This window comes from Bacillus sp. FSL R5-0431, from assembly GCF_038002985.1.
Classification (GTDB): domain Bacteria; phylum Bacillota; class Bacilli; order Bacillales; family Bacillaceae; genus Bacillus.
Map to the genome: position 1 here is coordinate 2,250,852 of NZ_JBBOOG010000001.1, position 26,204 is coordinate 2,277,055.

The window sequence follows — 26,204 nt, forward strand, 5'->3', positions numbered from 1 at the left end:
GCACCGTCACCACCTTAAGAGCGTTTTTTCTCATCCTTTGCTTTGCCGTTTACCTTTTCCGCGTCCCAGAAAATGTCGCTGAAGACATCAGCTGCTGCATTGGATGCATTTTTCAATTCTTCCATATTATTATCCACTCCGCCAAATTCTAAAAGAAGGGCTTTGTCGGATAAATCTTGATTATAAATTCCATTATCGCCAATTTCTCCTTTGGCAAACACACCGACACTGAGCCCTTTATATTTTTTCTCCATCAAATGGTGGAACTCCGTCGCAAGCTTGAGGTTTTTCTCATAGCTTTGATTCTTCTTCCCTACAACAAACGCAATTCTCGCATATTTTTCCCCTTTGATCTCGACAGTGGTGTCTTTCTTTCTTCTTGAGTCACGGTGGATATCAATTAAGTATTCGAGGTCATCATTTTTCGCTAAGGCTTCTTTTACGACCAATCTTGATTCATTATAAGACTGGGGATACTTTAATCCTTTTTGCAGGAGCCTTTTTTCAACTTCCGTTTTGTCGACCGTATTCCCGATGCCTTGCTGATCAAGCGCCTTTCCGAACATGTCGCCGACAAGGGTGACATTCACTTTTGAGTGCCGTGCATTGTTTGGATTCGTTTCTCCTTTTAAAAATGGTAAATATGATTCCGTATTATGCGTGTGGTAAATGTACACGGCTTTTCGTTTTCCTGTCGACCGGTTCGGCTCTTTCGCAGGCTTTTTCGGCACATCTTTGTCGAGCTTGTCCAACTCTGCCAAATTTGCTTCTTTTTCATCTTGGATGACTTCACTTGGCGGCGGCGATTCCATTGGCATGTTGGTATAGTCTGTTCCTTCACCCGCTAAGATGATTTTTGTATCAAAATGTTCAAAACCTGGGAGTTCTCTCCCTAGAAAACTACGCGGGTCTTCTAAATTGATACTAGTCGCAAGCTTGAGTGACAGTCCAGAGAAATGAAACCCTTTTTGATCTTTCGGGACTGCTGAGGCGAAATATTGATTTTCCATACCCATTAATGTAGCGAAGAACGCTCCGGAAAGCTCATCTGCTACACCATATAGTGAGGCTTGTGGCCTCAGCTCTGGCTTTAAAGATGTCAACGCCCCTGACATCACAAACACCACAACAAGCGAGGCTATAAATAAGAAAATGCTTTTCACTACTTTTGTTCCATTAATCGCAACGACCAACTGTCGAGGACGGCGGGGTCTTTTTTTCATGATTTACTCCCTCCAGCACGCTTTCTAGTAATTACACTATGAGCGAGCTAGAGAAAGTAGAACCGATTAATGATTATAAGAACCCATGTTATCTTGAGAGATTTTTTGATGGAGTGCTGTATTTAATCCATTGGCGAGTACGTTTGCCATATCATCAATGAATGTATCCACTTCCTTAGGCGTGACCATTAAATTTTGCCCTAACGGCGCAAGTACTTCATGGATCAGCTGCCGTTTCTCTTCTTCCGGAAGAGTCCCTACGATACCTAAAAATGATTGACGCGTTTCCTCATCTGGTAAGTCTTCTTCGTTTAGCACTTTTTTCTTCCCAAAAGTCAAACCAGCCGGCACAAGAGAGCGGGACGGCCGGTCATCTTTCAGTTCTCTACCAAAATGCTTTAAGACATAATCAATTGTGTCACTTGCAATGGTTACTGCATCTACCACTGTTGGAACGCCAATCGCAATCACTGGAATTCCCAACGTTTCTTTGCTTAATTCTTTCCGCTTATTCCCTACACCTGAACCGGGATGGATGCCTGTATCAGAGATTTGAATCGTGGTATTCACCCGTTCCACTGCACGAGCAGCAAGAGCATCGATTGCAATGACAAAATCAGGTTTGGACCGCTCGATTACACCTTGTATAATGTCGCTTGTTTCAATACCGGTCAGTCCCATCACTCCCGGTGATAAAGAGGACACTGGGCGATACCCTTCCTGTACATTTTCCGGCTGCAATTCAAAGAGATGCCGGGTCACAAGCAGGCTTTCAACCGTGAGCGGGCCTAGCGCATCTGGCGTGACATTCCAGTTTCCTAGTCCTACTACAAGACAGCTCGCATCAGCCTGAATGCCTCGGTCTTTTAAAAACTGAGCAAAATGACGCGCAAATACTTCGACGACTTTTTCCTGCATCTCAGAATCTTTCTCCCGAATGCCCTGCGCCTCAAGCGTCAAGTATGTTCCTGCCTTTTTGCTGGTCAGCTCCTCCCCTTCTTTCGTGATCTCCACTGTGCGTATACGGATGCCGTGCTCCTCTTTTTCCTTTTCGACAATCCCTTGAATTCCGTCCTTTTTGACGACATTCGGATCGTTCTCTTGTTCTAGTATCTCTTTTGTTTCAACAGCCAAGTCTGTCCGGATTTGATAAGCACTTAAATCAAGTTTCTGTTTCTCCATAAAAAGACTCCTTCCACCAAGTAATTAACAGTAGTCTTTCCATCTCTTTAAAGAAACATTCGATCGCTTCATCAATGAAAAATACTTTACATTTATATTGCATTCTAAAGGTGTGTTTGATAGAATACAACTTGTTCTATTGTGAAGATTTAACCTTAAGACAATTGTGTTTAGGTTGTATCTTAGGAGGTGAAACACATGCCAAATATTAAATCAGCGATCAAACGTACAAAAACGAATAACGAACGCCGTGCACACAACGCAACAATCAAGTCTGCGATGCGTACTGCGATTAAACAAGTTGAAGTTTCTGTAGCTAACAACGATGCTGAGCAAGCAAAAGCTGCTCTTTCTTCTGCTGCAAAACGCATTGACAAAGCCGTTAAAACTGGTCTTGTACACAAAAACGCAGCTGCGCGTTACAAGTCAAGACTTGCTAAACAAGTAAACGGACTTTCTGCATAATGCTTGCAACGCCTCAGTGATGAGGCAACTGTTTAACTGTACGTCCGTCCTGACCGGCTCAGCCATTAGGACAGACTGGCAATTATACATCTAAACAAAAACGACCCTCTTTTTAGAAGGTCGTTTTTTTATGTTCAAGCGCCCAATAGTCGAAGCAGGAACAATTCTAACAATAGCTGCTTGTCCTTTTTACCGGTTTTCATTTCATAATCGATCGTTGATAGCTCTTTGACAATCTGCTTGAGCTCTTCTTCTGAAAACAGCCTTGCCTGATCCATAGCAAGTTTGACGCGGAATGGGTGGACTTTTAGATTTGAAGCAATTTGTTTTTGCCCATATCCTTGCTGAGCGAAATACTTCGTCTGCAAAATCAATCGAAATTGAGTTGATATGAGTGCTAATATTTTAATGGGTTCCTCATTTTGTTTCAGCAAATCATAAAACATCTGCATGGCCTCAGAGCGGCGTCTGTTGACAATTTGGTTAATTAATTCGAAAATATTCTGCTCTAAGCTTCTTGCAACGAGCTGATTGACATCCGCTAATTCAATTTCTTCTCGTTCTCCAATATATGTACTCAGCTTCCTGACCTCTTGAAACAATGAGGATAGACTCCCACCGCATAGCATCACAAGCTGCTCAGCCGCTTCAGGTGTCATCGCCTTTCCTTCTGTTTTCACCAGTGTAATGGTGAAATCCGTTGTTTCTTTTGGGTTTAACTCTTTTGCCTCAACCATAGCCGCTTTCTTTTTTAGCAATTTGGTGATTTTCTTCCGTTCATCCAGCTTTTCATATGGTGCTAATAACACGAGAATGGTATAAGGCGCCGGCTTTTCTAAATAAGCTTCTAACACAGAAAGCTCATGCTCAATCTTCTCCTTTTTCTTTTCCGCTGTAAGAAAATAAGGATTCTTGATCACAACGAGCCGCCTTTCTCCCATAAACGGAAAGGTTTCTGCATCCGTCACAGCCTGTTCAAGCGGCACCTCTTCCATATCAAAGACGGAGTAATTAAAATCCTTCGTCTCCTCGTCTACTACAGCTTGTCTTAATTTAGCTGCTGTTTCTTGCAGTAAATACGTTTCTTTTCCATATAAGCAATAAACGGGATGGATATCCCCTCTTTTTAAATTGTTCCAAACTTCAAAGACCATAAATTGAATCCCTCTCTTTCACTTCCTCCTCTATCCTAAAGTGTGTGAAGACATTAGTAAAGAGGAAGCTGAAAGTGCCGCCTCCTCATTTATAGTAAACGTCTGGTGCAAGCTCCCGGGTCAGCTCGCTGTCAGACGATATTCATAAAATGATCATGAAAATGGAAAACGGTTACTTTACCTTCTAGCAATTCCAAATGAGTTCAAGTATACTAAAATTAGCCAGGAGGGATGAAAATGAATGAATTTGAAAAAAATGTTCAAAGCAAGCGGAATGATGTGACCGACTCAGCCGTTGGTTTTATCGTCACATTCGGATTTTTCGCCTCAATGTTTATTTTGGCAACAATTATACACCTCGTTGGATCTTAACTTCATGATTGCTAAATGACTGCCGTTTTGGCAGTTTTTTTATTGATTTTGTAAGATATCATATGGAGGTTGCGTGTAAAACGTTCCTTTCTTCTCAAGAAATTCATAGGTCACACTTCCGTCTCGATCTGTGCGGTACACCTCCATTTGATGATCCTTTAGTTTTTTCAAAACTTCCTGATGAGGATGCTGATAACGATTGCGTTCACCAGCCGAAATGAGTGCATAGGACGGCTCCAGATGTCGAAGCCACTCCTCACTTGTTGACCCTTTACTGCCATGATGCCCAACCTTTAAGACATCCGCTCGCAGGTGGGGATAGGCTTCTATGATGTCTCGTTCCCCTTCTTGTTCAAGGTCTCCAGTGAACAGAAAACGTTTCCCACCAAGAGTAAAAGCCAGAACGAGTGAATCATTGTTCTTACTTGTCACCCGGTCTTGCGAAGGGTGCAGAACCTCAAATATGTGCTCTCCAACTCGGAGCTGATCTCCTCTTTCTAATTCATCAATAAATATCCCTTTTTTAGCTGCTTCTTTTAGCAGCTTTGCGTCCTCTGGACTTCGGGCAAAGCCTTTTGGTATGGCCAGCCGCTTTACTTTATTTCGGTTGATTAAACGAACCGCTTCTCCCATGTGGTCTTGATCTGCATGCGTAAGAATCAGCACATCAAGTTTTGCTATACCTTTAGAATGCAGAAACGGGATCAGCGTTTGATCACCGATCGTAGATACTTTACGTCTTTTTTTCCACGGTTCCTCTTCAAAAGAAAGTCTGCCCCCTGTATCCACAAGTAGATGCCCCTTTCGATAGGGCAGTTGAATAAACAAACTATCCCCCTGCCCTACATCCAGCATCGTGACCTCCCCTTTTTGGAGAAAGTTCGGAGTAAAAAAGTGTACACTCAAAACACCAATGAAAAAAAGAATTGGCACAGAATAGGATTTCACAGAAGCTTTGCACTCCATCACAAACAGCAGAAAAACAATGGCACTCACTTCCAGAAGGATATGCCACCAAGTAGATTTCATAAAAATCAAGTTAAACCCATCAAAAACTGCCATATGTGCTGACAACTGATGACTTAGCTGGATGACCGAATCAAGCAGCTGGAACAATGCTTGTCCAAGAGGGAGATAAATGATGGACAAAAGATAAAAGAGTAAGGACAGAGGCAGGACAACCGTCGTATAAAAAGGGACAAACATCATATTCAATGGGATGCTCAGCAAAGAAAATTGCTGAAAATGATATAAAAGAACAGGAAGCGAGGCAAGCTGCGCAACAAAGGATATAAGGAATAACTGCATCACTGCACTTTTCACTTGTGATAAGATTCTGGTCGATAACAAAATAAAGAACGTTACCACGAATGAAAGCTGAAATCCGATATCAAATAGATATAGAGGATGAATCGCTAATAAGAGTAAAAACGTTGCGCTTAATACGACAGCAGAAGGCTGTTTCATTTCTTTCGGCAGGCTCGTCATCACTAAATAGATTCCTGCCATGAGACAAGCTCTTAAAACCGATGGTGCAGCACCTGTCAAACAAGCATAAACAGGAAGAAAGCATAATAGAAGAATACGTGCTGTCTCTCTTGTCACACCGGCACGAAGCAGACACCATAATAAACAGGCAAGAAGCGTTTGCACATGCAGTCCTGAGATCGCTAACAGATGAATAATGCCGAGCATTTGATAGTCTCTTAATGTGTCAGGATCAATCAACTCACGGTCACCAAAAATAAGGGCCTGTACAATGCCTACAGAGTTTTTTGGCACATGATCTTCTAAGAATTTTAAGCCCTTTTGCCTCATCGCTTGAAGATAATAGGAAGGTCTGTCTTTTTTTGCACAGCCTTTGATTGACTGCGGTAAGAAAATGGCGCTAATGGCTTTTGATTTTAGAAATTGATCGTATTGAAACCCGTTAGGAATGGTTGCGTGTTTAGGCGGCCGAACATCACCTGTCATATGACAGCTCATACCTGGCTCTACATCTTTTAGCGCCTCTTTTTCATGCTCTGTTTGAATGGTATAGAAAGCGGCTAGCCGTTCATGTTCTGTTGACACAGTTGCTGAAAAACGATTGCCATCTGTCTTCGGAATACTTTCAATCACAACGGAGCCGGAAAGAAATTTTTCTTGTACAGGTTGATCCGTTTCAAAAAACTCATGAACCATAAAAATAAGAGTATAAACAGCTCCACATAGGCTGACCATCAGAAAGAGCCGGGGAATTTTTTTCAGTAGGCTGAGAAGTAATATGATGAGAAGAAGGAGAAGGAAATACATATGAAGATGATATGCAGCCAGAGCAATTCCAACAGCTGCTGAAATTGCCCCAAACGGCAAATAATTAAACATAGGAAGTAAATAATTGATTCGCCTTCTCATGCATAACGCGAATTTCTGTTTCACTAAGTCCTGATTCACTTAGCTTGCCAATTAAATCTGCAACAAAGGCCAATTTTTCTTGATTTTTTAAGTCGATGATCATTTCATCCAGTTCAACTTGTTCCGTTTGAACACCTGCCTGCTCAAATAAATCAACGGCATATGGGTGATTTTTATAATCCTTTGCATAGTACACGGTTCGAATACCTGCTTGAATAATGGCTTTACAGCACTGCAAACAAGGAAAATGCGTGACATATATTTCAGCATCCGCTGTAGGTGCACCAAATTTGGCACATTGTAAAATAGCGTTCATTTCCGCATGGATGGTGCGAACGCAGTGATGATCAATGACATAGCATCCCACATCTGCACAGTGGACATCACCAGCAATTGAGCCATTATATCCCCCTGCAATGATACGCTTGTCTCTGACGATGGTCGCCCCAACAGCTAACCGCTCACAGGTGCTTCGTAAAGCAAGCAAATGGCTTTGTGCCATAAAATATTGATTCCATGAAATTCTTTCCACGAACTGATCCCTCCAGAATGATGGTTGGTATTAAGTGTACATGCCTTCCTTCTATACCGTCAATTCTACTTAACGGTCAATTCACTTTTCAGCCGTTCAATGGTCTTCTCCCCAAAACCTGAAATGTTCCGCAAATCTTCAATTTGTTGAAATTCTCCGTGTTCCTCTCTGTACGTAATGATGGCTTCTGCTTTAGCTGGCCCTATTCCGTTAATGGTTTGCAATTCCGCAGCATCAGCCTGATTGACATTGACACCTTGACTCTTTTCTTTACCCGCTGGAGCGTCAGTAGCTGCTATTTGTGTCTGCCTCTCCGCTTCTCCCTGCTTCCGGACATAAATCATCATACTGTCCTCTAATTTTGCTGCTTGATTGATTTCAACCGTGTCTGCTTTACTAGTAAAGCCCCCTGCTCTCCGAATCGCTTCTTCTACCCGTGCATCAGATTGAAACGTATAAACCCCTGGCTTTTTCACAGCTCCTTTGACCTCTACAAAAATGGGAGATGATTCATGATCGGTCTTTTCTCGTTTGTCTTCTAATGTGACTTGTATGTCTTTATCTTCCTTCAATACACTTGGCTCTCTGCTGCTCTCCCTATTTCCTGCGAAAAGGAAGAAAGTGATGATGATCACGACCATGAGCCCAGCTCCGATATAAAGACTGTATTTTTTCAATGGAATGAGTCGCTTCACGTGCTCACGCTTCTTTCAATCATATTTTTCTATTGCTCAACATACTGTTTAGAAGATAACAGATCCTATGCGTCTAAGGAGGGAGAACGTTTGAATATAGGGATAATCGGTACAGGAAACATGGGTACCATACTTACTGAGGCATTTATTGAATCAAAGGCAGTCAATCCCTCATCCATCACCATCACAAACCGGACCATTGAAAAAGCGTTCAATATAAAAAAGAACCACCCAGAGCTTGAAGTTACGAAACAGCTTACAGGAGCTGTCACGAATAAAGATTTTATCTTTGTTTGTGTCAAACCACTTGATATTTATCCACTTTTAAAAGAGCTGAGCCCTCTTTTAACAGAGCACCAAACCATTGTCATCATCACAAGCCCGGTACATCCTGAACAGCTTCAGGATATCGTTCCTTGTCAAACAGCCCGGCTGATTCCAAGCATTACGAACCGCGCTTTATCAGGGGCGTCACTTTTAACATTTGGATCGTCATGCAATGTCGCGACGAAAACAGCGTTAAGACAGTTAGCTTCCTGCATTTCAACACCCATTGAGATTCATCATTCGATTACAAGAGCGGCGTCAGATATCGTCAGCTGCGGTCCTGCCTTTATCAGCTTTCTCGTTCAGAAAATGATTGAAGCAGCTGTCGAAGAAACAGATATTTCTAAAGAAGAAGCCACCACCTTATCAGAAGATATGCTTGTAGGACTTGGCCGTTTGATTGAAAAAAGAGTCTATACCCTTCCGACACTGCAAGACAAAGTGTGTGTTAAAGGCGGCGTCACTGGTGAAGGGATTAAAGCACTTGAAGCAGGTGTTCAAGATATGTTTCACCGCCTCTTTCAAAACACCCATGAAAAATTCGATGAAGACCTTGAAGCGGTTGCGCATCAATACCCGCCAAGTGTGTTTACTGATGATCGCAGAAATTAATCATCTCTGCAACAAGCGAAAAAAGGGTTTTAAAAAACCATCGTTCCATTAAACGATGGTTTTTGGTTTCTTAGCTGAAATGAAATATCTTTCGGCGAATTCCCCAGGGACTTCATTTGTAAAATCAGCGGTCACTTCTATCTGTTCAAAGCCAGCGGACTCAAGGAACGCCGCATATGTCTCAAATGGAAATGTACGCTGTTCATGTGTCTCATCATAACGCTGATACACGTCTCCGTCCTTTACAAAAAAGCTTAAATCGTGAATGACCGAATACACGTCATCCCCTTTATCACTCTGCCAAATATAGCTGATCTCTTCATCTTGATCGGCATAAGTCGAACCTGGGAATACCTCTTCCATTTTATAAGGTGTATGAACATCAAAGAGTAAAACCCCATCTTCCTCTAAAAGCTGAAACATGTTTTTAAAGGTTTTTTTGACGTCATTTTCGTTTTTTAAGTAATTCAAGGAATCACAGCAAATAACCGCTGCTTGAAAGACTTGCTCAAAACCCGTAAGCTCTCTCATATCTTGATGTAAAAATTGAATGGACTGCTTTTTCGCCTGTGCTTTTTGCTGCGCGAAGACCAGCATTTCTTCACTGAGGTCAATTCCTGTGACTGTGTGGCCCTTTTCAGCTAACCGAAGAGAAATCTCTCCAGTTCCACAGCCAACATCAATAATGGCAGCATTCGGCTTGATATACTGCTGGATCCACTGAACCCATTCATCATAAGGTGCATGTGTCATGAGCTCGTCATACACACCTGCAAACCCTTGATAAATCATGAGTTAATGCCAAGTGAAAGCGTTTCTCTCGGCGCATCTCCCCATAGCTTCTCTAGATTGTAGTATCCTCTTTCTTCCTTGTGGAACACATGAGCAATGACATCACCAAGATCAATCAATACCCATCTTGCTTCATCAAAGCCTTCCATCTTCTTCACTTCGATTCCACTTTCCTCTGCAAGATGTTTTACTTCTCTTGCAATGGCCTGCACTTGTTTATCAGAGTTCCCGTGACAAATGAGAAAATAATCGGCAACAAGTGAGATTCCTTGCATATTAAGGGCAATAATATCCTCAGCCCGTTTATCATCGCACGCTCCTGCCGCGACGTTTAAAATTGATGATGAATCCATCCAAATTCCTCCTTAGTTGTTCTTATGCACAAGCGAGTTGTAAGTAGCAAGCGTATCTGGAAAGACCGGCTGATTCTTTTTCATTAAAAAGCTGATGGTGTTTTTTAGTGACTGAACCAGCGCGCTATCCAAATCATGCTCTGCTAACTCTCTTACTTCTTCGACACCAGGGAAATGACGACCTGGTTCGATATAATCAGCGACATAAATGACTTTATCAAGTAATGTCATGTTTGGTCTGCCTGATGTATGAAATTCAATGGCAGTTAAAATATCTTGATCGTCAATTCCAGCTTCCTTTTTAACCAGATAAGCACCAACCGGGGCATGCCAAAGCTCAGGCGAATATTCAAGCAATAGAGGGTTCATCTGTTCCTTCTGGATAATTCCCTTCATTTCTTCCTTTGGTCTAAATTTCGCATAATCATGAAAAATAGCGGCGATCTCTGCTTTTTTGACATCTGCCCCGAACCGTTCCGCTAATGAAATGGCTGTACTCATGACCCCGAGTGTATGTGTATATCTATGCTCTGTTAACTGCTCTTTGACACAGTTCAATGCTTCTTCACGATTCATATAAATGATGCTCCTTTATATAACGCTCAACAGCTTTCGGTATCAAATAATCGACAGGTTTTTCCTGCTTTATTCGCTGCCTAATCAATGTCGATGATACATCAAAAGCTGGAACATCTGCAAATAAAAGAGGATATGCCGTACTTCCGGCATAACCCGGTCTTTTCATCCCAATAAAGGTGATCATCTGAAGCAAATCATCAATCCGATGCCATTTTGGCAAATACTCGACCATGTCCGCTCCAATCATAAAAAAGAACTCATCTTCAGGATGACGCTTCTTTAAAAGCTCCACCGTATCCACTGTATAAGATGGTCCCTCTCGCTCCATTTCAATGAGCTCCAGCCGAAAATAAGGATTTGACTGGATCGCCGCTTCCACCATTTTCACCCGGTGACGACTATCTGCTCGTTTCCGGTCTGTTTTATGAGGGGGCTTGTGATTTGGGATAAACCACATTTCATCAAGCCCCACTTGAAAACGCACTTCATTCGCCATCAGCAAATGACCATTATGAGGAGGATCAAACGTACCGCCGAACAATCCTATTTTTTTCATATCACATCCACCTTTACGGCAGCTTAATTTGTTTATTTTCCTTCGATTCTTTATAAAGGACAATCACATTTCCGATCGTTTGAACAAGTTCAGCTTTTGCACCTTTTACAAGTGCTTTCGCAACTTCCGTTTTGTCCTCGTCGCAGTTTTGTAATACGCTGACCTTTAACAGTTCTCTTACTTCAAGCGCCTCGGAAATTTGCTTGATCATATTGTCATTTACCCCGCCTTTTCCTACTTGAAAAATAGGTGATAAATGATGTGCTTTTGCACGTAAAAAACGTTTTTGTTTCCCTTTTAACATGGTGTTCCTCCTAATTTCTCTATTACAATTGACTTCATTTTTCTGGCGTCAGGCGTGATGCCTGTCCACAGTTCAAAGGCTCTTGCTGCTTGTCCAACAAACATGCCGACACCATCTACTGTTTTCAAACCTAACCCGGCTGCTTCTTTGAGCAGCTTTGTTTCTATTGGATTATACACAATATCACAAACGACCGCTGTTTTTTTTGCGTTTGCTAAAGAAATCGGGGTTTCTTCAACATTCGGGTACATACCGATTGAGGTCGTATGGATGATGACATCATATTCCCCAAGTCGTTCTTCTGCTGTCTTTAAAGTAATGGCACTAGATGTGTTGTTCCCATCTGCACTTTCAATTAAAGCCTCAGCTTTTTCAATGGTGCGGTTGGTGATATCAAAGCTTTTCGGTGCATAGTTAGCGATTGTCGTATAAATCGCTCTTGCTGCTCCGCCAGCACCAATCATTAGAAATGACAGCTCTGTTAAAGGCTGATCCAAGGCTTCAAGCAATGAATGAAGAAAGCCCTCTCCATCTGTGTTGTACCCGACGAGCTGACCTCCTTCAAGCCGCACCGTATTGACTGCACGCAGGCGTTCAGCTGTCACATCAATTTTATCAAGGTACTGCATAATGTCTACCTTGTGCGGAACAGTGACGTTAAAGCCGCTTATTCCTAAGGCTTTCATACCGCGAATGGCATCTTTAAGGTCTTCGTCTTCTACTTGAAAGCCATGATAATGTCCATCAATCCCAGCATCCTTCAATGCTGCATTATGAATATCCGGAGACATTGAATGACCAACAGGGTTACCGATTAATCCGTATAAAGGTTTCAAGGTCTCTCCCCCTTTGAACATTTAAATTAACGAACGTCTCATAAACACATGAACGCCTTTTGGCGCATAGACTTTGATTTGCTTCCCTGCATCATTTGCCGTTACCCATCCTAAGCCTGAAAAGACGATGTCCATTTTCGGCTGATCAATCGTAAAGGTATGCGGAACGAGCGGAGGGAAATCTTCCATCCCCTCTTTTGATGGCGGTGATAGCAGTTCCCCGGCATGTTTTTCATATAAATCATCTGCGTTCTCTAACTTTGTTCTGTGTATGTTCAGCTCATTTGGCATATAGCAGACAAATGACGTTCTGCCGCCTTTTACATAATCAAATCGAGCAAGCCCGCCAAAATAAAGCGTTTGTGCTTCATTTAATTGGAACGTTCTCGGTTTCAATTCTTTTTTCGGCGTTAAGATCTTCAAGTCATTTTTGCTGACATAGTGCGCCATCTGATGGCGGTTGATAATGCCCGGCGTATCGAATAAAGCAGACCCGTCATCAAGCGGGATCTCAATGGCATCAAGTGTTGTACCTGGATATTGGGATGTGGTGATCACGTTCTCTTCGCCAGATACTTCTTTGATGATTCGATTGATAAATGTGGATTTTCCAACATTCGTACAGCCGACGACATAGACATTTCTTCCTTCGCGGTAATGATCGATCGCTTCCATCACCTCAGGTACGCCCTGACCTCTGCTTGCACTGATTAAGAAAACATCGATCGGGTTTAATCCGTTTTCTTTCGCTTCCCGTTTCATCCAATGAATCAGACGATCTTTTTTCACGGATTTCGGTAAAATATCTACTTTGTTGCCGACGAGTAAAATCGGATTACCACCGACAATACGACTCAGCCCATTGATCCAGCTTCCGTTAAAGTCAAAAATATCAACGACCTTTACAATCAGAGAATCTGTCTCTCCGATGCTGTGCAATATATTTAAAAAGTCGTCTTCTGTTAAAGAAACATCTTGTATTTCATTGTAGTTCTTTAACCTAAAACAGCGCTGACAGATCACATCTTCTTTCAATAGAGATGCTGCCGGCGCATATCCTAATTGATCTTTATCTTCCGTCTGAATGGCTACACCGCAGCCAATACAAACAACCTTTTCCATTATTACTCTTCCTCCCACTGAATGTGGCCCTTACGCTTTAAGGCTCCTAAAATTCTGCGTTCAATCTGCCTGTTAAACTTGGTGAAAAATCCGTCCGAGGCAGCGACAGGGACGACCAAAATCGTATGGAAGCCATGACGATTCCCGCCTAGTACATCGGTCATGAGCTGATCCCCAATGACCACCACATCTTCTTTTTTCAATTGCATATCAGAGACTGCCTTATTAAAGGCTCTTCCCATAGGCTTTTTCGCTTTATAAATAAACGGGATATGAACTGGTTCAGAAAAAAGCTTGACCCTTTTTTCATTATTGTTCGATACAATCGTCACTTGTATCCCGTGATCCTTCATTTCTTGAAACCATTCAATTAAGCGGGGCGTCGCACTTGGACGGTCCCATTCTACTAGTGTGTTATCTAAATCGGTAATAATTCCTTTTACATTTCGTTCTTTTAGTTTTTGCGGTGAAATGTGGAAAATGCTTTTCACAAATTCATCCGGTAAGAAATACTTCTTTAGCACAATTTGCACCCTTTCTTCCATTGGTTTTTCAGCGATGGTGTCGAATCAAATCACAATTTGTCTGTCTATCGAATACAATGAAAAAGTTTTCGACATATGACGAGGACCTTCAACAGGTGTGGATAATTTTACACACATTATCCACCTATATTTCATCACGCTTTCATTCAATTATAAACACTCTACCCACAAGTTATCCACTTCACCATGTGGATAACAGAACGATTGTTCTTGTTTCCCATTCATGGTAGATTAAAGGTACTTCAGAGACATTCGATCAACCTATGATGATATGTCTTTTCCTTAAGTTTTATGCCAACTTTTTCAGGGGAGGTGTTTTTCCCATCATATGGGTTTCTAGTATGAAAAAGCTGTCAGATGATTTACTTATAGAATCGTATTATAAAGCAAATGAAATGAACTTAAATCGCGACTTCATTGAATTAATTGAGACAGAAATGAAAAGACGTTCGCTCGGGCATATGCTCTCTGTTTCCTCTTAATTCCATTTCGCAGGAACCATGCCTCCCGAGCACTCTCCTTTTTAAACTCAGGTGACTGATATTATATCACTTGCGCTATAGGCTTACTACTATTTTCCGTAAAAAACACCCCTTCTCATCAAAGAAGAGGTGTCTTATTTGCAAGGCTGTTCATTCCAAAACCATAACCCTCCGCCTACGACCAAAATGACCACAAGGAACACAACAAGAAAAGCGTAACCGATTCCTGCTCCTTGAGCTGGATAAGGTGAACACGCAGGGTAAGGATAAGGGCATCCCCACATATCAGTTACCTCCTTCTAGGAAGATATACTGTTAGACTATGCTGGATGGATGGTCTTGTTTAGGCAGATGGCCATCATTTAAAAATGTTTGATGACATCACGCTCTTTGATTTCGTTATAAATAATTCTTGCCCCTTTTGGCGTCATATGATTGCCAGAAGGGTCGATCAAACCTGATTGAATCAGCGCATTGTCACTATCTTCACCAGCTTCTCGGATGAACGCTTTCCAATTGTCGACAAGCGGTACTTGCTGATCCTTGGCTATTTCTCTCGTAATGTCATTATAGGAATTTTGCCAAGCTCTTGCCCCGCCTCTCTCAGCAAAATAAGATGACTTATACCTAGAGTAGTAATACAAGCCCTTTTTTCCGCCTTCTACAACAGGTACACAGGTCATGAGAATCGGGGTAATGCCTTCTTTTCTACTTTCAGAAATGAAGTAGGATACATTTTCTTTAAATCGTTTTTTCGTCACGCGGGGATGTTTCCCATCTAAAATCGCCGCATCATTCGTACCGAACATGATGAGGACGTAAGTTGGTTTCTGCTTTAAAATATCCTGCTCAAAGCGAAGCTTCGCGTCTTCAGTTGTCTGCCCGCCAATGCCTGCATTCTTCACTTGAATTTGGCCGCGCTCGACGTTTTTCATGAGATTCACCCATTTTTCAGATGTTGGATAATCTCGAAAGTCCCAGTTTGATCCCCTTGTATTGCTGTCGCCAAATGCAATGACACTTTCTTGTTCTGGCTTTGAGCACCCAGCAGCGACACAAAGCAGGATAAAAAGGACAACACATTTCTTCACAACATTCACCTCCAAAAGCCCTCTTCATATAGTAAACGACAAGACTTTTGGTTTCAATGAATGACTGTTTTTGACGAATGCTTCCTATTGCAGGTGAACAGGTACATACGCTTTGTCATGATGCAGCAGTTCGCTCACTTTGACAAATTCATAGCCTCGATCCTTTAATTCAGGAATCACTTGTTTCAGTGCTTCTACCGTCTGCTTCCGATTGCCCCCGCCATCATGCAAAAGAATGATATCGCCGCCTTGAATATGATCAATAATCCGGCTCGCAATTTTGCGTGAGCCTGGTCTTGACCAGTCCTTCGGATCTTGCGTAAAGGACCACATGACCACATCATATCCTTGCTTTGACAAAATGCGGAATGATGTCATCGTCAAGCGGCCACCAGGGGGGCGAAATAATAAGGGTCCGCCAGGCTGAAGTGAAGCGATATGAGCCGCTGATTCTTTTAATTCCTGCTTGATCTCCTTTGATGATAACAGGTCAAAATACGTATGATTCATCGTGTGATTGCCAAGCTCATTTCCCTCGCCTACGATTCGTTCCGCAATCTCTGGATATGTATGGATACGGCTGCCTACAACAAAAAAGCTGGCATTCACTTGATGCTCCTTCAGCACATCCAATACTTGATTCGTGTACACTGGATGAGGTCCATCATCAAAGGTCAGTGCAATCTTTTTTCGTTCCTGTCTCATGTCCCAAAAAGCTCGTCCTGTTTTTTCTAGGTCGATCCTTTTTAATGTTCGAGCCTCTATTTTATTAGGAACAAACGTGCATAGCAGCAATATACACATCAAGACATGCAACCCTCTCATTTGACCGCCTCCACAGAACATTCTTACAGATTAAATTGCCCGTTTTTTGATGAATCATTCAGCATTCATAGTCACGGTCCGCATCTCTGACTTCTTTTTTGACATAAAAAAAAGCCGGCCCATCAGGCCCGCTTTTTGTTTCACGTTTGGTTTCTCTCTTCAACTGTCGAACGTTGCTTAGAATTCATACAGACACTCTCCTTCTTGGATTTGATTTTGAGCCCATAATAATTTCTGATAATACTGGTTGGACTTCTGGTATTGTTGAGAGGCTTCTAAGGCTGTCGCAATTTCTAGTGAGATATCCTCTATATAAGAGTATAGGCTAAGTTTTTCCAAATAATCAATGGTTTTTTGCAGTTGTTCTTCATTCATTCCTTGAACATATAAAGCATCCAGATACTCAAACATATGACAAAACAGCTGGTCTTCATGCTTCTTTGCAGCTAATTTTCCATCTTCTAATATGCGGCGTGCTTCCACTTGTTCATTTTGTCTAAAAAGCAGTTTTGCCAGCGTATAGAGCGTATGCGGAAGCGTGGGAAGCTGCTCTTTACAGGCAATGTCAGCCGATTCCGTTAAATAGCGTTCTGCTTCCTCTCTATAGCCCAGCTCCCCATAACATTTTCCTAAATTATAAAGCGCTGAACTGTATATCCGCGGGTGATCAATCTGTGATGCGAGCTGTTTTGCCTTTTTTAAATGAGGCAGTGCCCGGTCTTTCCGTTTTAGATCTTGATAGTTTCCTGAGATAACAAAAAGGCACTGAATGATGCGAATAGAGTAGGCATCATGCTGATCGTATATTTCCAGCGCCTTTAAAATATGATGCATCGAGACATGCGTTTGCTTCATTATATAGTAGGCTTCTGCTACTTTAAAATGAAACTCAGCCTGCTCAATATCATCAAATACCATGGACAGCTGTTTTTCTGCCACTCGATAATATTTGACGGCTTCTAAATATTCTTTTTGACTAAACTCATGCATGCCACGAAAAAATGCATGGTAATAATGCAGCATATCAGATAACTCATGATTGGAATTTTCGATTTTATCGACAAGATTAGATACTGAGAAAGGTTGATATTTTGAAGGGTGTATATAGTCAAGCATGATTTGGTGCCGAAAACACATGAGCTGATAATAAATCAGTAAATGCTGGTCCTCTTCCATCCGTTCAATTTCCGCTTCTACTTCTGCTTTCAGGATTTCCGCATCTGGAACACTAAACTGCCGTATCATTCGATACCATTCATTAATTTTCATACCTACATGTGAAGAAAGAACCTTCCCCATGTTCCGAAAAAACCCCTTCCTTTTCGGTCTAATATTACATATTTTAGCACGCTTCTTGACCGCCAAGCACCGCAAAGAAACCGCAAACATATGAGAAGGGCAGCAAAAACAGACGAACAGAAGCCCGTTTTTTTCGAAAAAGATGATTTTTTCATCGTACAGACACAGACAATCCCCCCTTCACATACATTTGAGGATATAGGCAGTGGCCTAAACATGGTGGAGGTGAAAATCGTGGCAGGAGTATTTACAGCGATGGGATTGATGGTCAAAGAATTGGTGTTCTTAGTGTCCTATGTCAAAAACAATGCCTTTCCACAGCCCCTTTCAGGAGATGATGAAAAAAAATACTTAGCCCTTATGGCACAGGGCGATGAACACGCGAGAAATATGCTGATTGAACATAACCTTCGGCTCGTCGCCCATATTGTCAAGAAATTTGAAAATACCGGGGAAGACGCTGAAGACCTCATCTCCATCGGGACGATCGGACTCATTAAAGCCATCGAAAGCTATTCCTCTGGAAAAGGAACAAAGCTGGCAACGTATGCGGCGCGGTGTATTGAAAACGAAATTCTGATGCATTTACGCGCACTCAAAAAAACTAAAAAGGATGTCTCCTTACATGACCCCATCGGTCAGGATAAAGAAGGCAACGAAATTTCTTTAATTGATGTCTTAAAATCAGAAAGTGAAGATGTGATCGATACCATTCAGCTCAACATGGAGCTTGAAAAAGTAAAGGAGTATATCGACATTCTCGACGGCCGGGAAAAAGAAGTCATCGTCGGCCGGTTCGGTCTTGATTTAAAGAAAGAAAAAACGCAGCGGGAAATAGCAAAGGAGCTCGGGATTTCGCGGAGCTATGTATCCCGTATTGAGAAGCGGGCGCTGATGAAGATGTTTCATGAGTTTTACAGGGCGGAGAAGGAGAAACGGAAGCGGGAGAAGGGGAAGTGAAAACAAACTCTTTCCAACTTCTAATAACAAACAGACCTTGTTGGGTCTGTTTTTATTTTATCATCACAATTTAGCCCACATACACAAAAGAAAACTATGTCATGTTTTATCCTCATTTATTTCACTATATTGTTTTCTTTTAAAAAACGCTCAAAAAGTTTATGACCTTCTTCCTCAATTTGGTCATCTTCAACGAGATATTTTCCAATCAATAGCCCTAGATCATTCCACTTCTCATATTCCTTTAAAAGCGTTATCCCATAGCTTTTTTGATTAAAAAACAAGAGCCATCTTCCTGTTTCTAAACTCTTAAAAAACACGCCTTCATAATCAAAACCATGTTCATAATATCCTACATGTAAATGCATAGTATCGTCTAAACTATGTAATTTTTCTGCTGTACTCACTTTCATCTTACCCCCTTAACTTTCCATATCATGCTGAAAATCAATATCCCTCAACTCGACCCATTCAACAAAATCAGGTACCTTTTTTGTCGTCAAAAAAAGGTGAACGATTTGATAAGCTTGATCCCGATTGATGTAGCTACACGATGGCACATACAATGGGGCTCCTGCGACCAAATGCTCGATAGTTTCAATTTTTTCTCCCTTTTTAAAAGGAACCAAAAAATTTGGATACCTCATGATCAAGAAACCATACGGTTCCGTATAAAAGAAAACTAGACTTTCACATTCCCACTCTTCTTCTATCTCAATGGAAGATTCGCCATTTCCTTGTTTCCAATACTCTTCACCCTCCTGAAAGAAAATTCTTTTCATGAATTCTTCTCCCGGATTTTCTACTGGAGCTCCTGTGGGGCCGTAGTATAAAAACATCCATATCTCTCCTTCATACCTATATCAACTTGTTAACCAACTGTTCTATTTCCTTCAAATTTATAAAAAGCTTGTGGTTCTTCGTTTAATTTTAGCAAGTTATATAGCTTGGGGTTTAGCTTTTGAAAAGTTTGCTTGCTGACCCATTTTACTTCTTCAATATCATGATCCGGATCGAGAATACTCATTTGTCCCCCGGTGATTTCAGCAAAGAAGGTGATCATCAGCGCATGATGCTTTTTATCTTGAAAAAACGCTTCTCGAACCGAATGAAGTTCATTTACTTTGCAAACATATCCTGTCTCTTCTTTCACCTCACGGATCACGGCCTGCTTCAGGTGTTCTCCTTTTTCTACAGCACCACCCGGAAGTTCCCAATATCCTTTTACATTTTTGACCATTAACATATTTTCTTCCTCATCATAAATAATAGCTGATACTACGTCTACTCGTTTCAAATGAATCCCCCTCAATCATTCTCTGTTCACATCAATTGTCGAATAAATAGCACGAACTGTTCATTTCAATACATTCATTATACTGTATCCTTGATATAAGATAATGGATAAGGGGCAAAACAGCATTGGTGGGCAGATTGGAGGCCACAGCATGTGGATCATCATCATTTTACTTATTGTCCTCATTGGATTTACAGGGAATATCGTTTCTTTATTAAGACAAATGAAAGAGTCAAACGAGAAAATCATACAACTGTTAGAACATCAAAAACCGAAAAAATAAAAACCTCACCCTTTTAGAGAGAGGTTTTTAGAGTAAGCAATTATTCTTATCGTTTCTCATGAAGCAACATATATCTGATTCGACGAATATAATGCAGTGCAATATGAACGAGACATAAAATGAGCCCGATCATCGCAAGAATATAGATGGGCAGCATCAAACCAGGTACATAGTTGACGATAAAACCCAAACAAAACGCTGTCAGCATATATAGACTGATCAACCTCATCAATACCATCCGAAGCCCTCCCTTTCTACATTCACTTTAACATATTTTCCCTTTATTTTCATGATTGGCTTTTAAAAAAAGATGCGAATCCACTAAGATTCGCATGATCATTACGTATTCAATTCACCTTTCTTCGCGCGCGCTTCCTTCCACTGCTCAAGCTCTGAAACTGTTAATAATTGATATCCTTGTTTGGTCAATTCCTTGATAATTGTGACAGCTGCGTTTGCCGAGGTGTCATAGATGTCGTGCATTAAGACGGTTTCTCCGCTAGACGCATGTGTAAGAATATAGTTGGCGACGTATTGGCTGTTGCGATATTTCCAGTCCTCAGGATCTACGTCCCAAAGCGTGACTTTCATGTTGACAGCTTCGTTGATCTGCCCATTTGTTCCACCATATGGCGGTCTAAAGTGAGTCGGTGTGAATCCGCCTGCTTTTTCAATAATTTGCTGCGTATCTTCTACTTGTTTGATAGCTTGTTTTAACGGCAGTCTTGTGAGTAAAGGATGGCTATAGGAATGATTTCCGATTTCATTCCCACCCTTTCTGATCTCACCCAGCATATCGGGGTAATATTGAACCCTGCTGCCTAATACAAAAAATGTCGCATGTCCTTTGTTTTCTTTTAAGGCTTTTAAGATTTTTGAGGTCGTGGATGGATTTGGTCCATCGTCAAATGTCAGGGCAATGGCTTTTTGATTTGGGTTGAATGTTGCCTGTTTTGGCAGTTTTACAAGCTTTCTTTTTGAGATCGGTTCTTTTTTCTCATTTTTGTTCTTTTCTTTATGAATGTATTCAGGCTTTAACATTCCTTTAAGCAGCGTTTTTTTAATCGCCAGCACTTGAGGACCTTGTTTGCTTGGTGCGATTTGTCCTGCTGGAAAGTAGAATTCAATAAAACGATCTTTGATGGCAAAATACTGATAATGCTCTGCCGCAGGAGACGTTCCTTGCTTGAGCAAATGCTCGTTTTCAGCAAGAGTGCGATCTTTCTTTAATTCCTCAAATGTCATTTGAGACAGTTTTTGCAGATCTTCTTTCTTTGATAAAAATAAATCATCTATTGATAAAAAATGCTGTTTCTTGAAATCAAAATTGAACAACTTCGTTTGATGTGCGCCTTTTACTCCGCCTTTCAATTCATATGTATTGAATTTGATCGCAGCGGTTTGTTTGGCATAATGAGTAATCTCGTAATCTATGTTTAATTCGTATCGATGATCTTCATCGACATCGCTTGCTTCACTAAATGATGTTTTGAATTTGTCGAGCGCTGTTTCTGCAAATCTTTTCATCTCTTGATCTAGCTTTTTTTGATGAAACACTGGATAGTTCACAGCATATCTCAAGTATCTCCCGTCATTCACGAGAGTGACAATTTCAACTTCTTTATAGCTCGCATCTGGTTCTACCTTCTTCTTCTCTGTCCCGCTTGCCTGCTGATTATGATAAAACGCAGCGATTCCGATGATGATTGCAAGTCCGCATAGGACGAGACTAATTTTCCATTTCATTGACACAATGATTCCCCTCTCGTGATGGCGTCATGTCTTGATGACGTGTGTTTGTAGGATAGACTTTGCGCGAACTCGATTTAGTTTTCAAAAAACACATTTGTCACATTTTCGTCACAATTAAGAGAGGTTGAAAAAAAGGGCTTGATCTCTCAGCCCTTTGATTATTTTTGCATATATAGTTGAAATAATTTCGTTTCTTCATCAATAGAACTCGCTCGATCAAAAGCCGCTCTAACCGTCTTCGTATTGTTCATGAGCTCATACAGCATTGTCAGGACAAAGATAAATGCCGCATCTCCATCAATGTAATCATCAGGCGCTGTATAGGACAAAGCACCTGCTTCTAAAAAGGCTTCTGCAAGTTTTTTCTCACCTAGTGTGCAGCCGGTTGATATGACGTGAACCCCTTTTAACGAAGCATACCGCTTGATTTCATCCGCTCCAAAAATTACACCTCTAGGCTCCCCATCTTCGTATACATCTTCCCCTAACTCCGGCATGAGAAACGCTCCTTCTTCCCCATGAAAAGATAAAAGAAAGTAGTCCGTCTCCCTTCTATTTCTCCCAGATAACACATCAATCAGATCATTGGGTCTGCCTATCCAATGCATATCGACTTGTGCACCAAAGTTCTCAAATGCTGCACGCAGGGCAAAAGATTCTAGCTCACTATTTGGTCCTGTTGCTAATGTGATGCGCATGGTCTGTTGTTCCACTTGTATCTCCTCCAAACGATGATAAAAATAAACCCATTTTTTCTTCATCTGCATATGTATCCGTCCATTTTAGTGCACTGATCAATACATTTGCTCGATGTCCTGTCGTTCTCGTGCGAAGGAAAGAGCTTCCGTCATCAAGCCTTGCCTACTCCCTTTCCGCGGGCACCAGCCGTTACATACATCGCTACTACATTCGCTCGGTGCTTTAATTTCTGTAAGGTTTCTTGGATGAGCGTGACCGTCCCCACAAGCTGCCCTTGATAAAAGGTGCCAAAGGTCCACATAGATTGTGCCGAAGTAAAACGAGCCGCATATTTGTCTTTTGTATCTATTTGTTCTTCTTCATAGCTCATCGCAAAGCCCTCTGGATGTAATCGCAGTGCTTCTAGTCTTAATGCTGTAAATTCTTCAGCATCACCTGCGTTAACAATTGAATATTCAGACAACCACCTCCAACAGAATGATTGATACTTCCAATTTTATCTTGAAAGGAGGTTTTGATCAAAGGATATTGATCCCTTAGCACCAATCTCTTTTCTTATATGCAATTAGACTTGCTTATCCATCTGTGAAAACAAGGTATTTCCGATCATGTTTACTCGTTTTATCCTAGCAAAAACGATTCTTTTCTCACTTATCTTTTCACCTTTTTTATATTAATCTATAACTAATTCATGAAAAAAAAGAAAAAAAAGGATTGCTATGAATGAAAAGATATCATAAGATAGAATAGTAATAAAAATACAAAAAAGGGAGGAATTTGATATGACAGAAACAAGAAACGAAATCAAACTACATGTTCTTTTTGGTGCTTTAGCAGTAGGTTTCCTTATGCTAGCTCTTTTTTCCTTCTCGCTACAGATGCTGCCAGTTGCTGATCTAGCAAAAGAATTTGGTATTCCAGGCAGTGTTGCAGCTGTTGTTTTGAACGTTGTTGAAGCGGGCGGAGCTGTTACAACAATCGTCTCCATTTTAACTGCTGTAGGATCAGGTGGTCTTTCTCTTATTGCAGCGGCTGGTAAAGAGACCATTCGTCAGTACCTTAAAGCCCAAATTAAGAAAAAAGGCCGTAAAGCCGTTATTGCTTGGTAATTCATTTTTATGACTCAATAGAAGGAGACTTTGTTCTCCTTCTATTTAAATTTTGATGCAGGTGAGAAGATGTTATATCCATTATTATCACTACTTCTATCAATTAGAATTCAACAACAATATTCAAATCTAGCTCAGTTTATAATACGTAAGGTTCCATTTTTCACATCGTTTTCTTCTAAACAGTACATATTATTTACTTGTATCCTTGATACTTTATTCGGATGTGTGATTGTATTCGTTATTTCTTCATTTCTTTACTCTCCGATCTATCAAATAGAATGGGAAAGTGCTTTTGTGATATTTTTGTTTCTTTTCTCTATCGTCAAAGGGATTGAATCTTATAGAAGAACTCATATTCTTCCTTTTGAAGAATTGATACAGCTTGCACCTGTTTCCTCAAGACACCTTTTCCAAACGCTTTTGTTTTCAGAACTGATCTGGTTGATGTTGACCAGTTTGAGTACTTATTTAATCTATTTTCTGTTTCAATATTCCATTGCACAAACACATGACTGGATATTCTGGTTAAAGCATCTCAATGTCATGTTGACAGGTTTCTTCCTTTTTATCGTCAGCAATAAGATATTTGGTGCTTACATCTATAATATTGTCGTGAAAAAAATCGGGATCATTCGTGTTCTTTTTTTCGCAAGCATCTCTTTACTTTTTTTCTTATTTGGAAGAGTCCTGATATTGAACATTATTTTCCCTTTTTATCACACCTTCCAACAACTTTTTCAGTCGATTTCATCGCTTGCAGAGGATTCGTTTTGGATTACACTTTCCAACAATTTGGTGGCTTTATATCAAAATGATCTTCAGCATATCCATCATGCTTTATTCTCAAAGGATTCTGTATTTCTACAATTTCAAGCGCTTTTCACTTCACCTGTCACATTTTTCGTGGTGATATTAGCAGCTATACTCGTCATGAAGAGTCCTGTACGCTGGATTCCAACTGGGAAAGATCATGATCAAAACTCAACACATTTTCGAGATTTATTTTATTGGTACTTTCAAGTACTTAATAAAATTCAAGGCTCGCTGTTTCAAAAGAATATGTTGATCCAAAAAGACCTCAAGGTGTTAAAAGAAAAAAGATGGCTGCTGTCTAAAGAGTTTTTTAATTATATGTTTATGTCATATGAAGCCTTCTTTTATATCGGGGTTATGACTAGTTTGATCTCCATTATTGATCATCCGGCTTTGCAGATTCAGCTGCTTTTTACATTAAATGTGATGATTTTAGCAAATCAAACGTATGAGATGAGAATGCTGACCCCTTCTATTTTTTCTTTAAGTGCTGAAAAAAAGAATATTTGGCTTTTTGAGCTTTCTCAAACATCTCTTATTCAGTTTTTCTTATCAAAAATCCAGTTATTTTATTGTTTATTTTCCATACCAGCTCTCTTTCTGCTATTCATTAATCTATCAATCATGGGTGTATATCAGCTTTTTGATATTCAGATGCTCATTCAATTTGTGGCATTAGGGATTGGTTTTTTCATTTTCCCTTTGATTCAGCTTTACTTGTTTCCATTTACAACGAAATTCAATTTTATTCATGAGCATGAAATAGGGACAACCAATGAGGAAATAGAAGTTATCGATAAAGGGCAGGCTTTTGCAAGAAACTTTCTTGTATTACCTTTTATGTACTACATGATCTTGACCTCTTTTCTACCTATTTTGCAGCAATCCTCAGGTCTCATAAACTTTCTGTTTGCTTTATATTTTGTGATCGTTTCATTGATCTGCTGGGTGTTATGCCGCAAGACCATCTATAAAGGGATTGAGTATGTTGAAAAAAATAAGATATTTTCTATCGGAGAATAGACTGATTTTACGACTCGGCTACATTTATGCTGCTATCTTTATTGCAGCAGTGCTGATTGGTAGCCTTCTTCCTTATGATCAGATTCCTTATTTAAAAAAGGATGAAGAGATGTTTTTTCTATCTATTTTCTTAAACAATTTGCAAGTTGGGATGGCGATATTAGGGATCGGAGCTTTTACAGGCGGCATCATGGCTGCTGGCATTCTTTTTTACAACGGATACATTATTGGCAAACTAGTTCAGTATTTGATTGTCAATCAAGAAGTGCAGCAGATATTCACAGGATTACTGCCTCATGCTTTCGTAGAGATTCTTGGTTTCATCCTGTTTTCAATTGTCAGCTCTTTTCCTTTTATTTATCTTTATCGATTTATAAAAGGAGAAACAATTGATTTAAAAAAGCTGACTGTGACTGTGCTTCAATTGATTTTTGCAGCAATTGTTCTCTTATTCGCAGCATCTCTTTTAGAGGAATACGTTAGCCATGTACATCTACCATAGAAGAAAGGGGAATGTGGTTC

The 26,204-nt window shown here is 40.6% G+C and carries 34 protein-coding genes; 9 read left to right on the top strand and 25 right to left on the bottom strand.

Going from position 1 to position 26,204, the window contains the following annotated elements; translation table 11 throughout:
- Positions 1-14: 14 nt before the first annotated feature.
- The gene (locus tag MKZ03_RS11405) at positions 15-1,223 is read right to left on the bottom strand and encodes a stage II sporulation protein P (protein ID WP_341031852.1); all 1,209 of its coding nucleotides are present in this window, start codon (positions 1,221-1,223) and stop codon (positions 15-17) included.
- A 66-nt stretch (positions 1,224-1,289) separates the two neighbouring features.
- Entirely contained in the window at positions 1,290-2,405 is a 1,116-nt protein-coding gene (gene gpr / locus MKZ03_RS11410; protein WP_034661368.1) for a GPR endopeptidase, read from the bottom strand.
- A gap of 198 nt (positions 2,406-2,603) precedes the next feature.
- Between gpr and rpsT the strand changes: the two genes are divergently transcribed.
- The gene (rpsT, locus tag MKZ03_RS11415) at positions 2,604-2,870 is read left to right on the top strand and encodes a 30S ribosomal protein S20 (RefSeq protein WP_008342485.1); all 267 of its coding nucleotides are present in this window, start codon (positions 2,604-2,606) and stop codon (positions 2,868-2,870) included.
- Positions 2,871-3,004: 134 nt separating this feature from the next.
- Here rpsT and holA read toward each other — a convergent pair whose 3' ends face one another.
- Positions 3,005-4,024 carry a DNA polymerase III subunit delta gene (gene holA / locus MKZ03_RS11420; RefSeq protein WP_341031854.1) on the bottom strand — a complete coding sequence of 340 codons (1,020 nt, stop codon included), beginning with the start codon at positions 4,022-4,024 and terminating at the stop codon, positions 3,005-3,007.
- Positions 4,025-4,261: 237 nt separating this feature from the next.
- Between holA and MKZ03_RS11425 the strand changes: the two genes are divergently transcribed.
- Positions 4,262-4,396 (top strand): YqzM family protein, encoded by a 135-nt coding sequence (locus MKZ03_RS11425; RefSeq protein ID WP_012010638.1) that lies wholly within the window; start codon positions 4,262-4,264, stop codon positions 4,394-4,396.
- A gap of 39 nt (positions 4,397-4,435) precedes the next feature.
- Here MKZ03_RS11425 and MKZ03_RS11430 read toward each other — a convergent pair whose 3' ends face one another.
- From MKZ03_RS11430 to MKZ03_RS11440, 3 genes are all read right to left on the bottom strand, one after another.
- Positions 4,436-6,763, bottom strand: a complete 2,328-nt coding sequence (locus tag MKZ03_RS11430) for a DNA internalization-related competence protein ComEC/Rec2 (protein WP_341032619.1) — start codon at positions 6,761-6,763, stop codon at positions 4,436-4,438.
- Positions 6,756-7,325: a ComE operon protein 2 gene (locus MKZ03_RS11435; RefSeq protein ID WP_034661371.1), complete on the bottom strand. Its 570-nt coding sequence runs from the start codon at positions 7,323-7,325 to the stop codon at positions 6,756-6,758. Before MKZ03_RS11435 ends, MKZ03_RS11430 begins: the two co-directional genes overlap by 8 nt.
- Before the next feature lie 65 nt (positions 7,326-7,390).
- Complete coding sequence (locus MKZ03_RS11440; RefSeq protein ID WP_341031858.1) at positions 7,391-8,020, bottom strand: helix-hairpin-helix domain-containing protein; 630 nt, start codon at positions 8,018-8,020, stop codon at positions 7,391-7,393.
- Positions 8,021-8,110: 90 nt separating this feature from the next.
- On the opposite strand from MKZ03_RS11440, the gene comER reads away from it, so the two are divergent.
- Positions 8,111-8,959, top strand: coding sequence for a late competence protein ComER (gene comER, locus MKZ03_RS11445; protein WP_106042452.1), 849 nt, complete (start codon positions 8,111-8,113; stop codon positions 8,957-8,959).
- A gap of 48 nt (positions 8,960-9,007) precedes the next feature.
- On the opposite strand, the gene MKZ03_RS11450 is transcribed toward comER, so the two are convergent.
- From MKZ03_RS11450 to MKZ03_RS11485, 8 genes are read right to left on the bottom strand one after another with little or no spacing between them, the layout of a single operon-like run.
- Positions 9,008-9,751, bottom strand: coding sequence for a class I SAM-dependent DNA methyltransferase (locus tag MKZ03_RS11450; protein WP_341031860.1), 744 nt, complete (start codon positions 9,749-9,751; stop codon positions 9,008-9,010).
- The gene (rsfS, locus tag MKZ03_RS11455; RefSeq protein ID WP_003217467.1) at positions 9,748-10,104 is read right to left on the bottom strand and encodes a ribosome silencing factor; all 357 of its coding nucleotides are present in this window, start codon (positions 10,102-10,104) and stop codon (positions 9,748-9,750) included. Before rsfS ends, MKZ03_RS11450 begins: the two co-directional genes overlap by 4 nt.
- Before the next feature lie 12 nt (positions 10,105-10,116).
- Positions 10,117-10,680 (bottom strand): bis(5'-nucleosyl)-tetraphosphatase (symmetrical) YqeK, encoded by a 564-nt coding sequence (gene yqeK / locus MKZ03_RS11460; RefSeq protein WP_334749798.1) that lies wholly within the window; start codon positions 10,678-10,680, stop codon positions 10,117-10,119.
- Positions 10,670-11,239 carry a nicotinate-nucleotide adenylyltransferase gene (locus MKZ03_RS11465; protein ID WP_034661376.1) on the bottom strand — a complete coding sequence of 190 codons (570 nt, stop codon included), beginning with the start codon at positions 11,237-11,239 and terminating at the stop codon, positions 10,670-10,672. The genes yqeK and MKZ03_RS11465 overlap by 11 nt, the downstream gene beginning before the upstream one ends.
- Positions 11,240-11,252: 13 nt before the next feature.
- Positions 11,253-11,543 carry a ribosome assembly RNA-binding protein YhbY gene (yhbY, locus tag MKZ03_RS11470; protein WP_034661378.1) on the bottom strand — a complete coding sequence of 97 codons (291 nt, stop codon included), beginning with the start codon at positions 11,541-11,543 and terminating at the stop codon, positions 11,253-11,255.
- A complete protein-coding gene (gene aroE / locus MKZ03_RS11475) occupies positions 11,537-12,379 on the bottom strand; it encodes a shikimate dehydrogenase (protein ID WP_334749799.1) in 843 nt (280 codons plus the stop codon). The genes yhbY and aroE overlap by 7 nt, the downstream gene beginning before the upstream one ends.
- 21 nt (positions 12,380-12,400) lie before the next feature.
- The gene (gene yqeH, locus MKZ03_RS11480) at positions 12,401-13,501 is read right to left on the bottom strand and encodes a ribosome biogenesis GTPase YqeH (protein WP_034661381.1); all 1,101 of its coding nucleotides are present in this window, start codon (positions 13,499-13,501) and stop codon (positions 12,401-12,403) included.
- Between the two features lie 2 nt (positions 13,502-13,503).
- Entirely contained in the window at positions 13,504-14,025 is a 522-nt protein-coding gene (locus MKZ03_RS11485) for a YqeG family HAD IIIA-type phosphatase (protein WP_034662006.1), read from the bottom strand.
- A 362-nt stretch (positions 14,026-14,387) separates the two neighbouring features.
- Here MKZ03_RS11485 and MKZ03_RS11490 point away from each other — a divergent pair, with 362 nt between their 5' ends.
- Entirely contained in the window at positions 14,388-14,528 is a 141-nt protein-coding gene (locus tag MKZ03_RS11490) for a sporulation histidine kinase inhibitor Sda (protein WP_003217327.1), read from the top strand.
- Positions 14,529-14,662: 134 nt separating this feature from the next.
- Here the strand turns inward: MKZ03_RS11490 and MKZ03_RS11495 are convergent, their stop codons facing one another.
- From MKZ03_RS11495 to MKZ03_RS11510, 4 genes are all read right to left on the bottom strand, one after another.
- Positions 14,663-14,812 (bottom strand): hypothetical protein, encoded by a 150-nt coding sequence (locus MKZ03_RS11495; RefSeq protein WP_003217499.1) that lies wholly within the window; start codon positions 14,810-14,812, stop codon positions 14,663-14,665.
- A gap of 78 nt (positions 14,813-14,890) precedes the next feature.
- On the bottom strand, positions 14,891-15,619 hold the full coding sequence (locus MKZ03_RS11500; protein ID WP_223249890.1) for an SGNH/GDSL hydrolase family protein: 729 nt from the start codon (positions 15,617-15,619) through the stop codon (positions 14,891-14,893).
- Between the two features lie 84 nt (positions 15,620-15,703).
- A complete protein-coding gene (locus MKZ03_RS11505) occupies positions 15,704-16,444 on the bottom strand; it encodes a polysaccharide deacetylase family protein (protein ID WP_106031285.1) in 741 nt (246 codons plus the stop codon).
- 177 nt (positions 16,445-16,621) lie between these two features.
- Positions 16,622-17,743 carry a Rap family tetratricopeptide repeat protein gene (locus MKZ03_RS11510; protein ID WP_034661385.1) on the bottom strand — a complete coding sequence of 374 codons (1,122 nt, stop codon included), beginning with the start codon at positions 17,741-17,743 and terminating at the stop codon, positions 16,622-16,624.
- 234 nt (positions 17,744-17,977) lie between these two features.
- On the opposite strand from MKZ03_RS11510, the gene sigK reads away from it, so the two are divergent.
- Complete coding sequence (sigK, locus tag MKZ03_RS11515; RefSeq protein WP_034620857.1) at positions 17,978-18,703, top strand: RNA polymerase sporulation sigma factor SigK; 726 nt, start codon at positions 17,978-17,980, stop codon at positions 18,701-18,703.
- Positions 18,704-18,819: 116 nt separating this feature from the next.
- On the opposite strand, the gene MKZ03_RS11520 is transcribed toward sigK, so the two are convergent.
- Genes MKZ03_RS11520 through MKZ03_RS11530 form a run of 3 tightly spaced genes read right to left on the bottom strand, consistent with a single transcriptional unit; the run spans position 18,820 to position 20,000 of the window.
- Entirely contained in the window at positions 18,820-19,110 is a 291-nt protein-coding gene (locus MKZ03_RS11520) for a DUF3986 family protein (protein WP_340973364.1), read from the bottom strand.
- A gap of 15 nt (positions 19,111-19,125) precedes the next feature.
- Positions 19,126-19,542: a hypothetical protein gene (locus MKZ03_RS11525; RefSeq protein ID WP_340973366.1), complete on the bottom strand. Its 417-nt coding sequence runs from the start codon at positions 19,540-19,542 to the stop codon at positions 19,126-19,128.
- Positions 19,543-19,574: 32 nt separating this feature from the next.
- Positions 19,575-20,000, bottom strand: a complete 426-nt coding sequence (locus MKZ03_RS11530; RefSeq protein WP_341031864.1) for an NUDIX hydrolase — start codon at positions 19,998-20,000, stop codon at positions 19,575-19,577.
- A 151-nt stretch (positions 20,001-20,151) separates the two neighbouring features.
- Between MKZ03_RS11530 and MKZ03_RS11535 the strand changes: the two genes are divergently transcribed.
- Positions 20,152-20,283 carry a hypothetical protein gene (locus tag MKZ03_RS11535; protein ID WP_003217310.1) on the top strand — a complete coding sequence of 44 codons (132 nt, stop codon included), beginning with the start codon at positions 20,152-20,154 and terminating at the stop codon, positions 20,281-20,283.
- Between the two features lie 46 nt (positions 20,284-20,329).
- On the opposite strand, the gene MKZ03_RS11540 is transcribed toward MKZ03_RS11535, so the two are convergent.
- The 4 genes from MKZ03_RS11540 to MKZ03_RS11555 form a co-directional block, all read right to left on the bottom strand.
- Complete coding sequence (locus tag MKZ03_RS11540) at positions 20,330-20,521, bottom strand: hypothetical protein (RefSeq protein ID WP_003217441.1); 192 nt, start codon at positions 20,519-20,521, stop codon at positions 20,330-20,332.
- A 101-nt stretch (positions 20,522-20,622) separates the two neighbouring features.
- Complete coding sequence (locus MKZ03_RS11545) at positions 20,623-22,035, bottom strand: polysaccharide deacetylase family protein (RefSeq protein WP_341031865.1); 1,413 nt, start codon at positions 22,033-22,035, stop codon at positions 20,623-20,625.
- Between the two features lie 158 nt (positions 22,036-22,193).
- Complete coding sequence (locus MKZ03_RS11550) at positions 22,194-22,748, bottom strand: delta-aminolevulinic acid dehydratase (RefSeq protein WP_341031867.1); 555 nt, start codon at positions 22,746-22,748, stop codon at positions 22,194-22,196.
- A 137-nt stretch (positions 22,749-22,885) separates the two neighbouring features.
- Positions 22,886-23,197 carry a GNAT family N-acetyltransferase gene (locus MKZ03_RS11555; protein ID WP_334749820.1) on the bottom strand — a complete coding sequence of 104 codons (312 nt, stop codon included), beginning with the start codon at positions 23,195-23,197 and terminating at the stop codon, positions 22,886-22,888.
- A 319-nt stretch (positions 23,198-23,516) separates the two neighbouring features.
- Between MKZ03_RS11555 and MKZ03_RS11560 the strand changes: the two genes are divergently transcribed.
- The 3 genes from MKZ03_RS11560 to MKZ03_RS11570 all read left to right on the top strand — a co-directional run bounded on the left by MKZ03_RS11560 (position 23,517) and on the right by MKZ03_RS11570 (position 26,184).
- Positions 23,517-23,843, top strand: coding sequence for an uberolysin/carnocyclin family circular bacteriocin (locus MKZ03_RS11560; protein ID WP_034661404.1), 327 nt, complete (start codon positions 23,517-23,519; stop codon positions 23,841-23,843).
- Positions 23,844-24,140: 297 nt separating this feature from the next.
- On the top strand, positions 24,141-25,682 hold the full coding sequence (locus MKZ03_RS11565; RefSeq protein ID WP_223251540.1) for a hypothetical protein: 1,542 nt from the start codon (positions 24,141-24,143) through the stop codon (positions 25,680-25,682).
- Positions 25,645-26,184 carry a stage II sporulation protein M gene (locus MKZ03_RS11570; protein ID WP_223249893.1) on the top strand — a complete coding sequence of 180 codons (540 nt, stop codon included), beginning with the start codon at positions 25,645-25,647 and terminating at the stop codon, positions 26,182-26,184. Before MKZ03_RS11565 ends, MKZ03_RS11570 begins: the two co-directional genes overlap by 38 nt.
- Positions 26,185-26,204 lie beyond the last annotated feature (20 nt).

Excerpts from the sequence above, each read along its gene's own strand:
- MKZ03_RS11405 (WP_341031852.1), bottom strand. The coding sequence starts at position 1,223 with ATGAAAAAAAGACCCCGCCGTCCTCGACAGTTGGTCGTTGCGATTAAT.
- gpr (WP_034661368.1), bottom strand. The coding sequence starts at position 2,405 with ATGGAGAAACAGAAACTTGATTTAAGTGCTTATCAAATCCGGACAGAC.
- rpsT (WP_008342485.1), top strand. The coding sequence starts at position 2,604 with ATGCCAAATATTAAATCAGCGATCAAACGTACAAAAACGAATAACGAA.
- holA (WP_341031854.1), bottom strand. The coding sequence starts at position 4,024 with ATGGTCTTTGAAGTTTGGAACAATTTAAAAAGAGGGGATATCCATCCC.
- MKZ03_RS11425 (WP_012010638.1), top strand. The coding sequence starts at position 4,262 with ATGAATGAATTTGAAAAAAATGTTCAAAGCAAGCGGAATGATGTGACC.
- MKZ03_RS11430 (WP_341032619.1), bottom strand. The coding sequence starts at position 6,763 with ATGTTTAATTATTTGCCGTTTGGGGCAATTTCAGCAGCTGTTGGAATT.
- MKZ03_RS11450 (WP_341031860.1), bottom strand. The coding sequence starts at position 9,751 with ATGATTTATCAAGGGTTTGCAGGTGTGTATGACGAGCTCATGACACAT.
- rsfS (WP_003217467.1), bottom strand. The coding sequence starts at position 10,104 with ATGGATTCATCATCAATTTTAAACGTCGCGGCAGGAGCGTGCGATGAT.
- yqeK (WP_334749798.1), bottom strand. The coding sequence starts at position 10,680 with ATGAATCGTGAAGAAGCATTGAACTGTGTCAAAGAGCAGTTAACAGAG.
- MKZ03_RS11465 (WP_034661376.1), bottom strand. The coding sequence starts at position 11,239 with ATGAAAAAAATAGGATTGTTCGGCGGTACGTTTGATCCTCCTCATAAT.
- yhbY (WP_034661378.1), bottom strand. The coding sequence starts at position 11,543 with ATGTTAAAAGGGAAACAAAAACGTTTTTTACGTGCAAAAGCACATCAT.
- yqeH (WP_034661381.1), bottom strand. The coding sequence starts at position 13,501 with ATGGAAAAGGTTGTTTGTATTGGCTGCGGTGTAGCCATTCAGACGGAA.
- MKZ03_RS11490 (WP_003217327.1), top strand. The coding sequence starts at position 14,388 with ATGAAAAAGCTGTCAGATGATTTACTTATAGAATCGTATTATAAAGCA.
- MKZ03_RS11495 (WP_003217499.1), bottom strand. The coding sequence starts at position 14,812 with ATGTGGGGATGCCCTTATCCTTACCCTGCGTGTTCACCTTATCCAGCT.
- MKZ03_RS11505 (WP_106031285.1), bottom strand. The coding sequence starts at position 16,444 with ATGAGAGGGTTGCATGTCTTGATGTGTATATTGCTGCTATGCACGTTT.
- MKZ03_RS11510 (WP_034661385.1), bottom strand. The coding sequence starts at position 17,743 with ATGGGGAAGGTTCTTTCTTCACATGTAGGTATGAAAATTAATGAATGG.
- MKZ03_RS11525 (WP_340973366.1), bottom strand. The coding sequence starts at position 19,542 with ATGTTTTTATACTACGGCCCCACAGGAGCTCCAGTAGAAAATCCGGGA.
- MKZ03_RS11535 (WP_003217310.1), top strand. The coding sequence starts at position 20,152 with ATGTGGATCATCATCATTTTACTTATTGTCCTCATTGGATTTACAGGG.
- MKZ03_RS11540 (WP_003217441.1), bottom strand. The coding sequence starts at position 20,521 with ATGGTATTGATGAGGTTGATCAGTCTATATATGCTGACAGCGTTTTGT.
- MKZ03_RS11560 (WP_034661404.1), top strand. The coding sequence starts at position 23,517 with ATGACAGAAACAAGAAACGAAATCAAACTACATGTTCTTTTTGGTGCT.
- MKZ03_RS11570 (WP_223249893.1), top strand. The coding sequence starts at position 25,645 with ATGTTGAAAAAAATAAGATATTTTCTATCGGAGAATAGACTGATTTTA.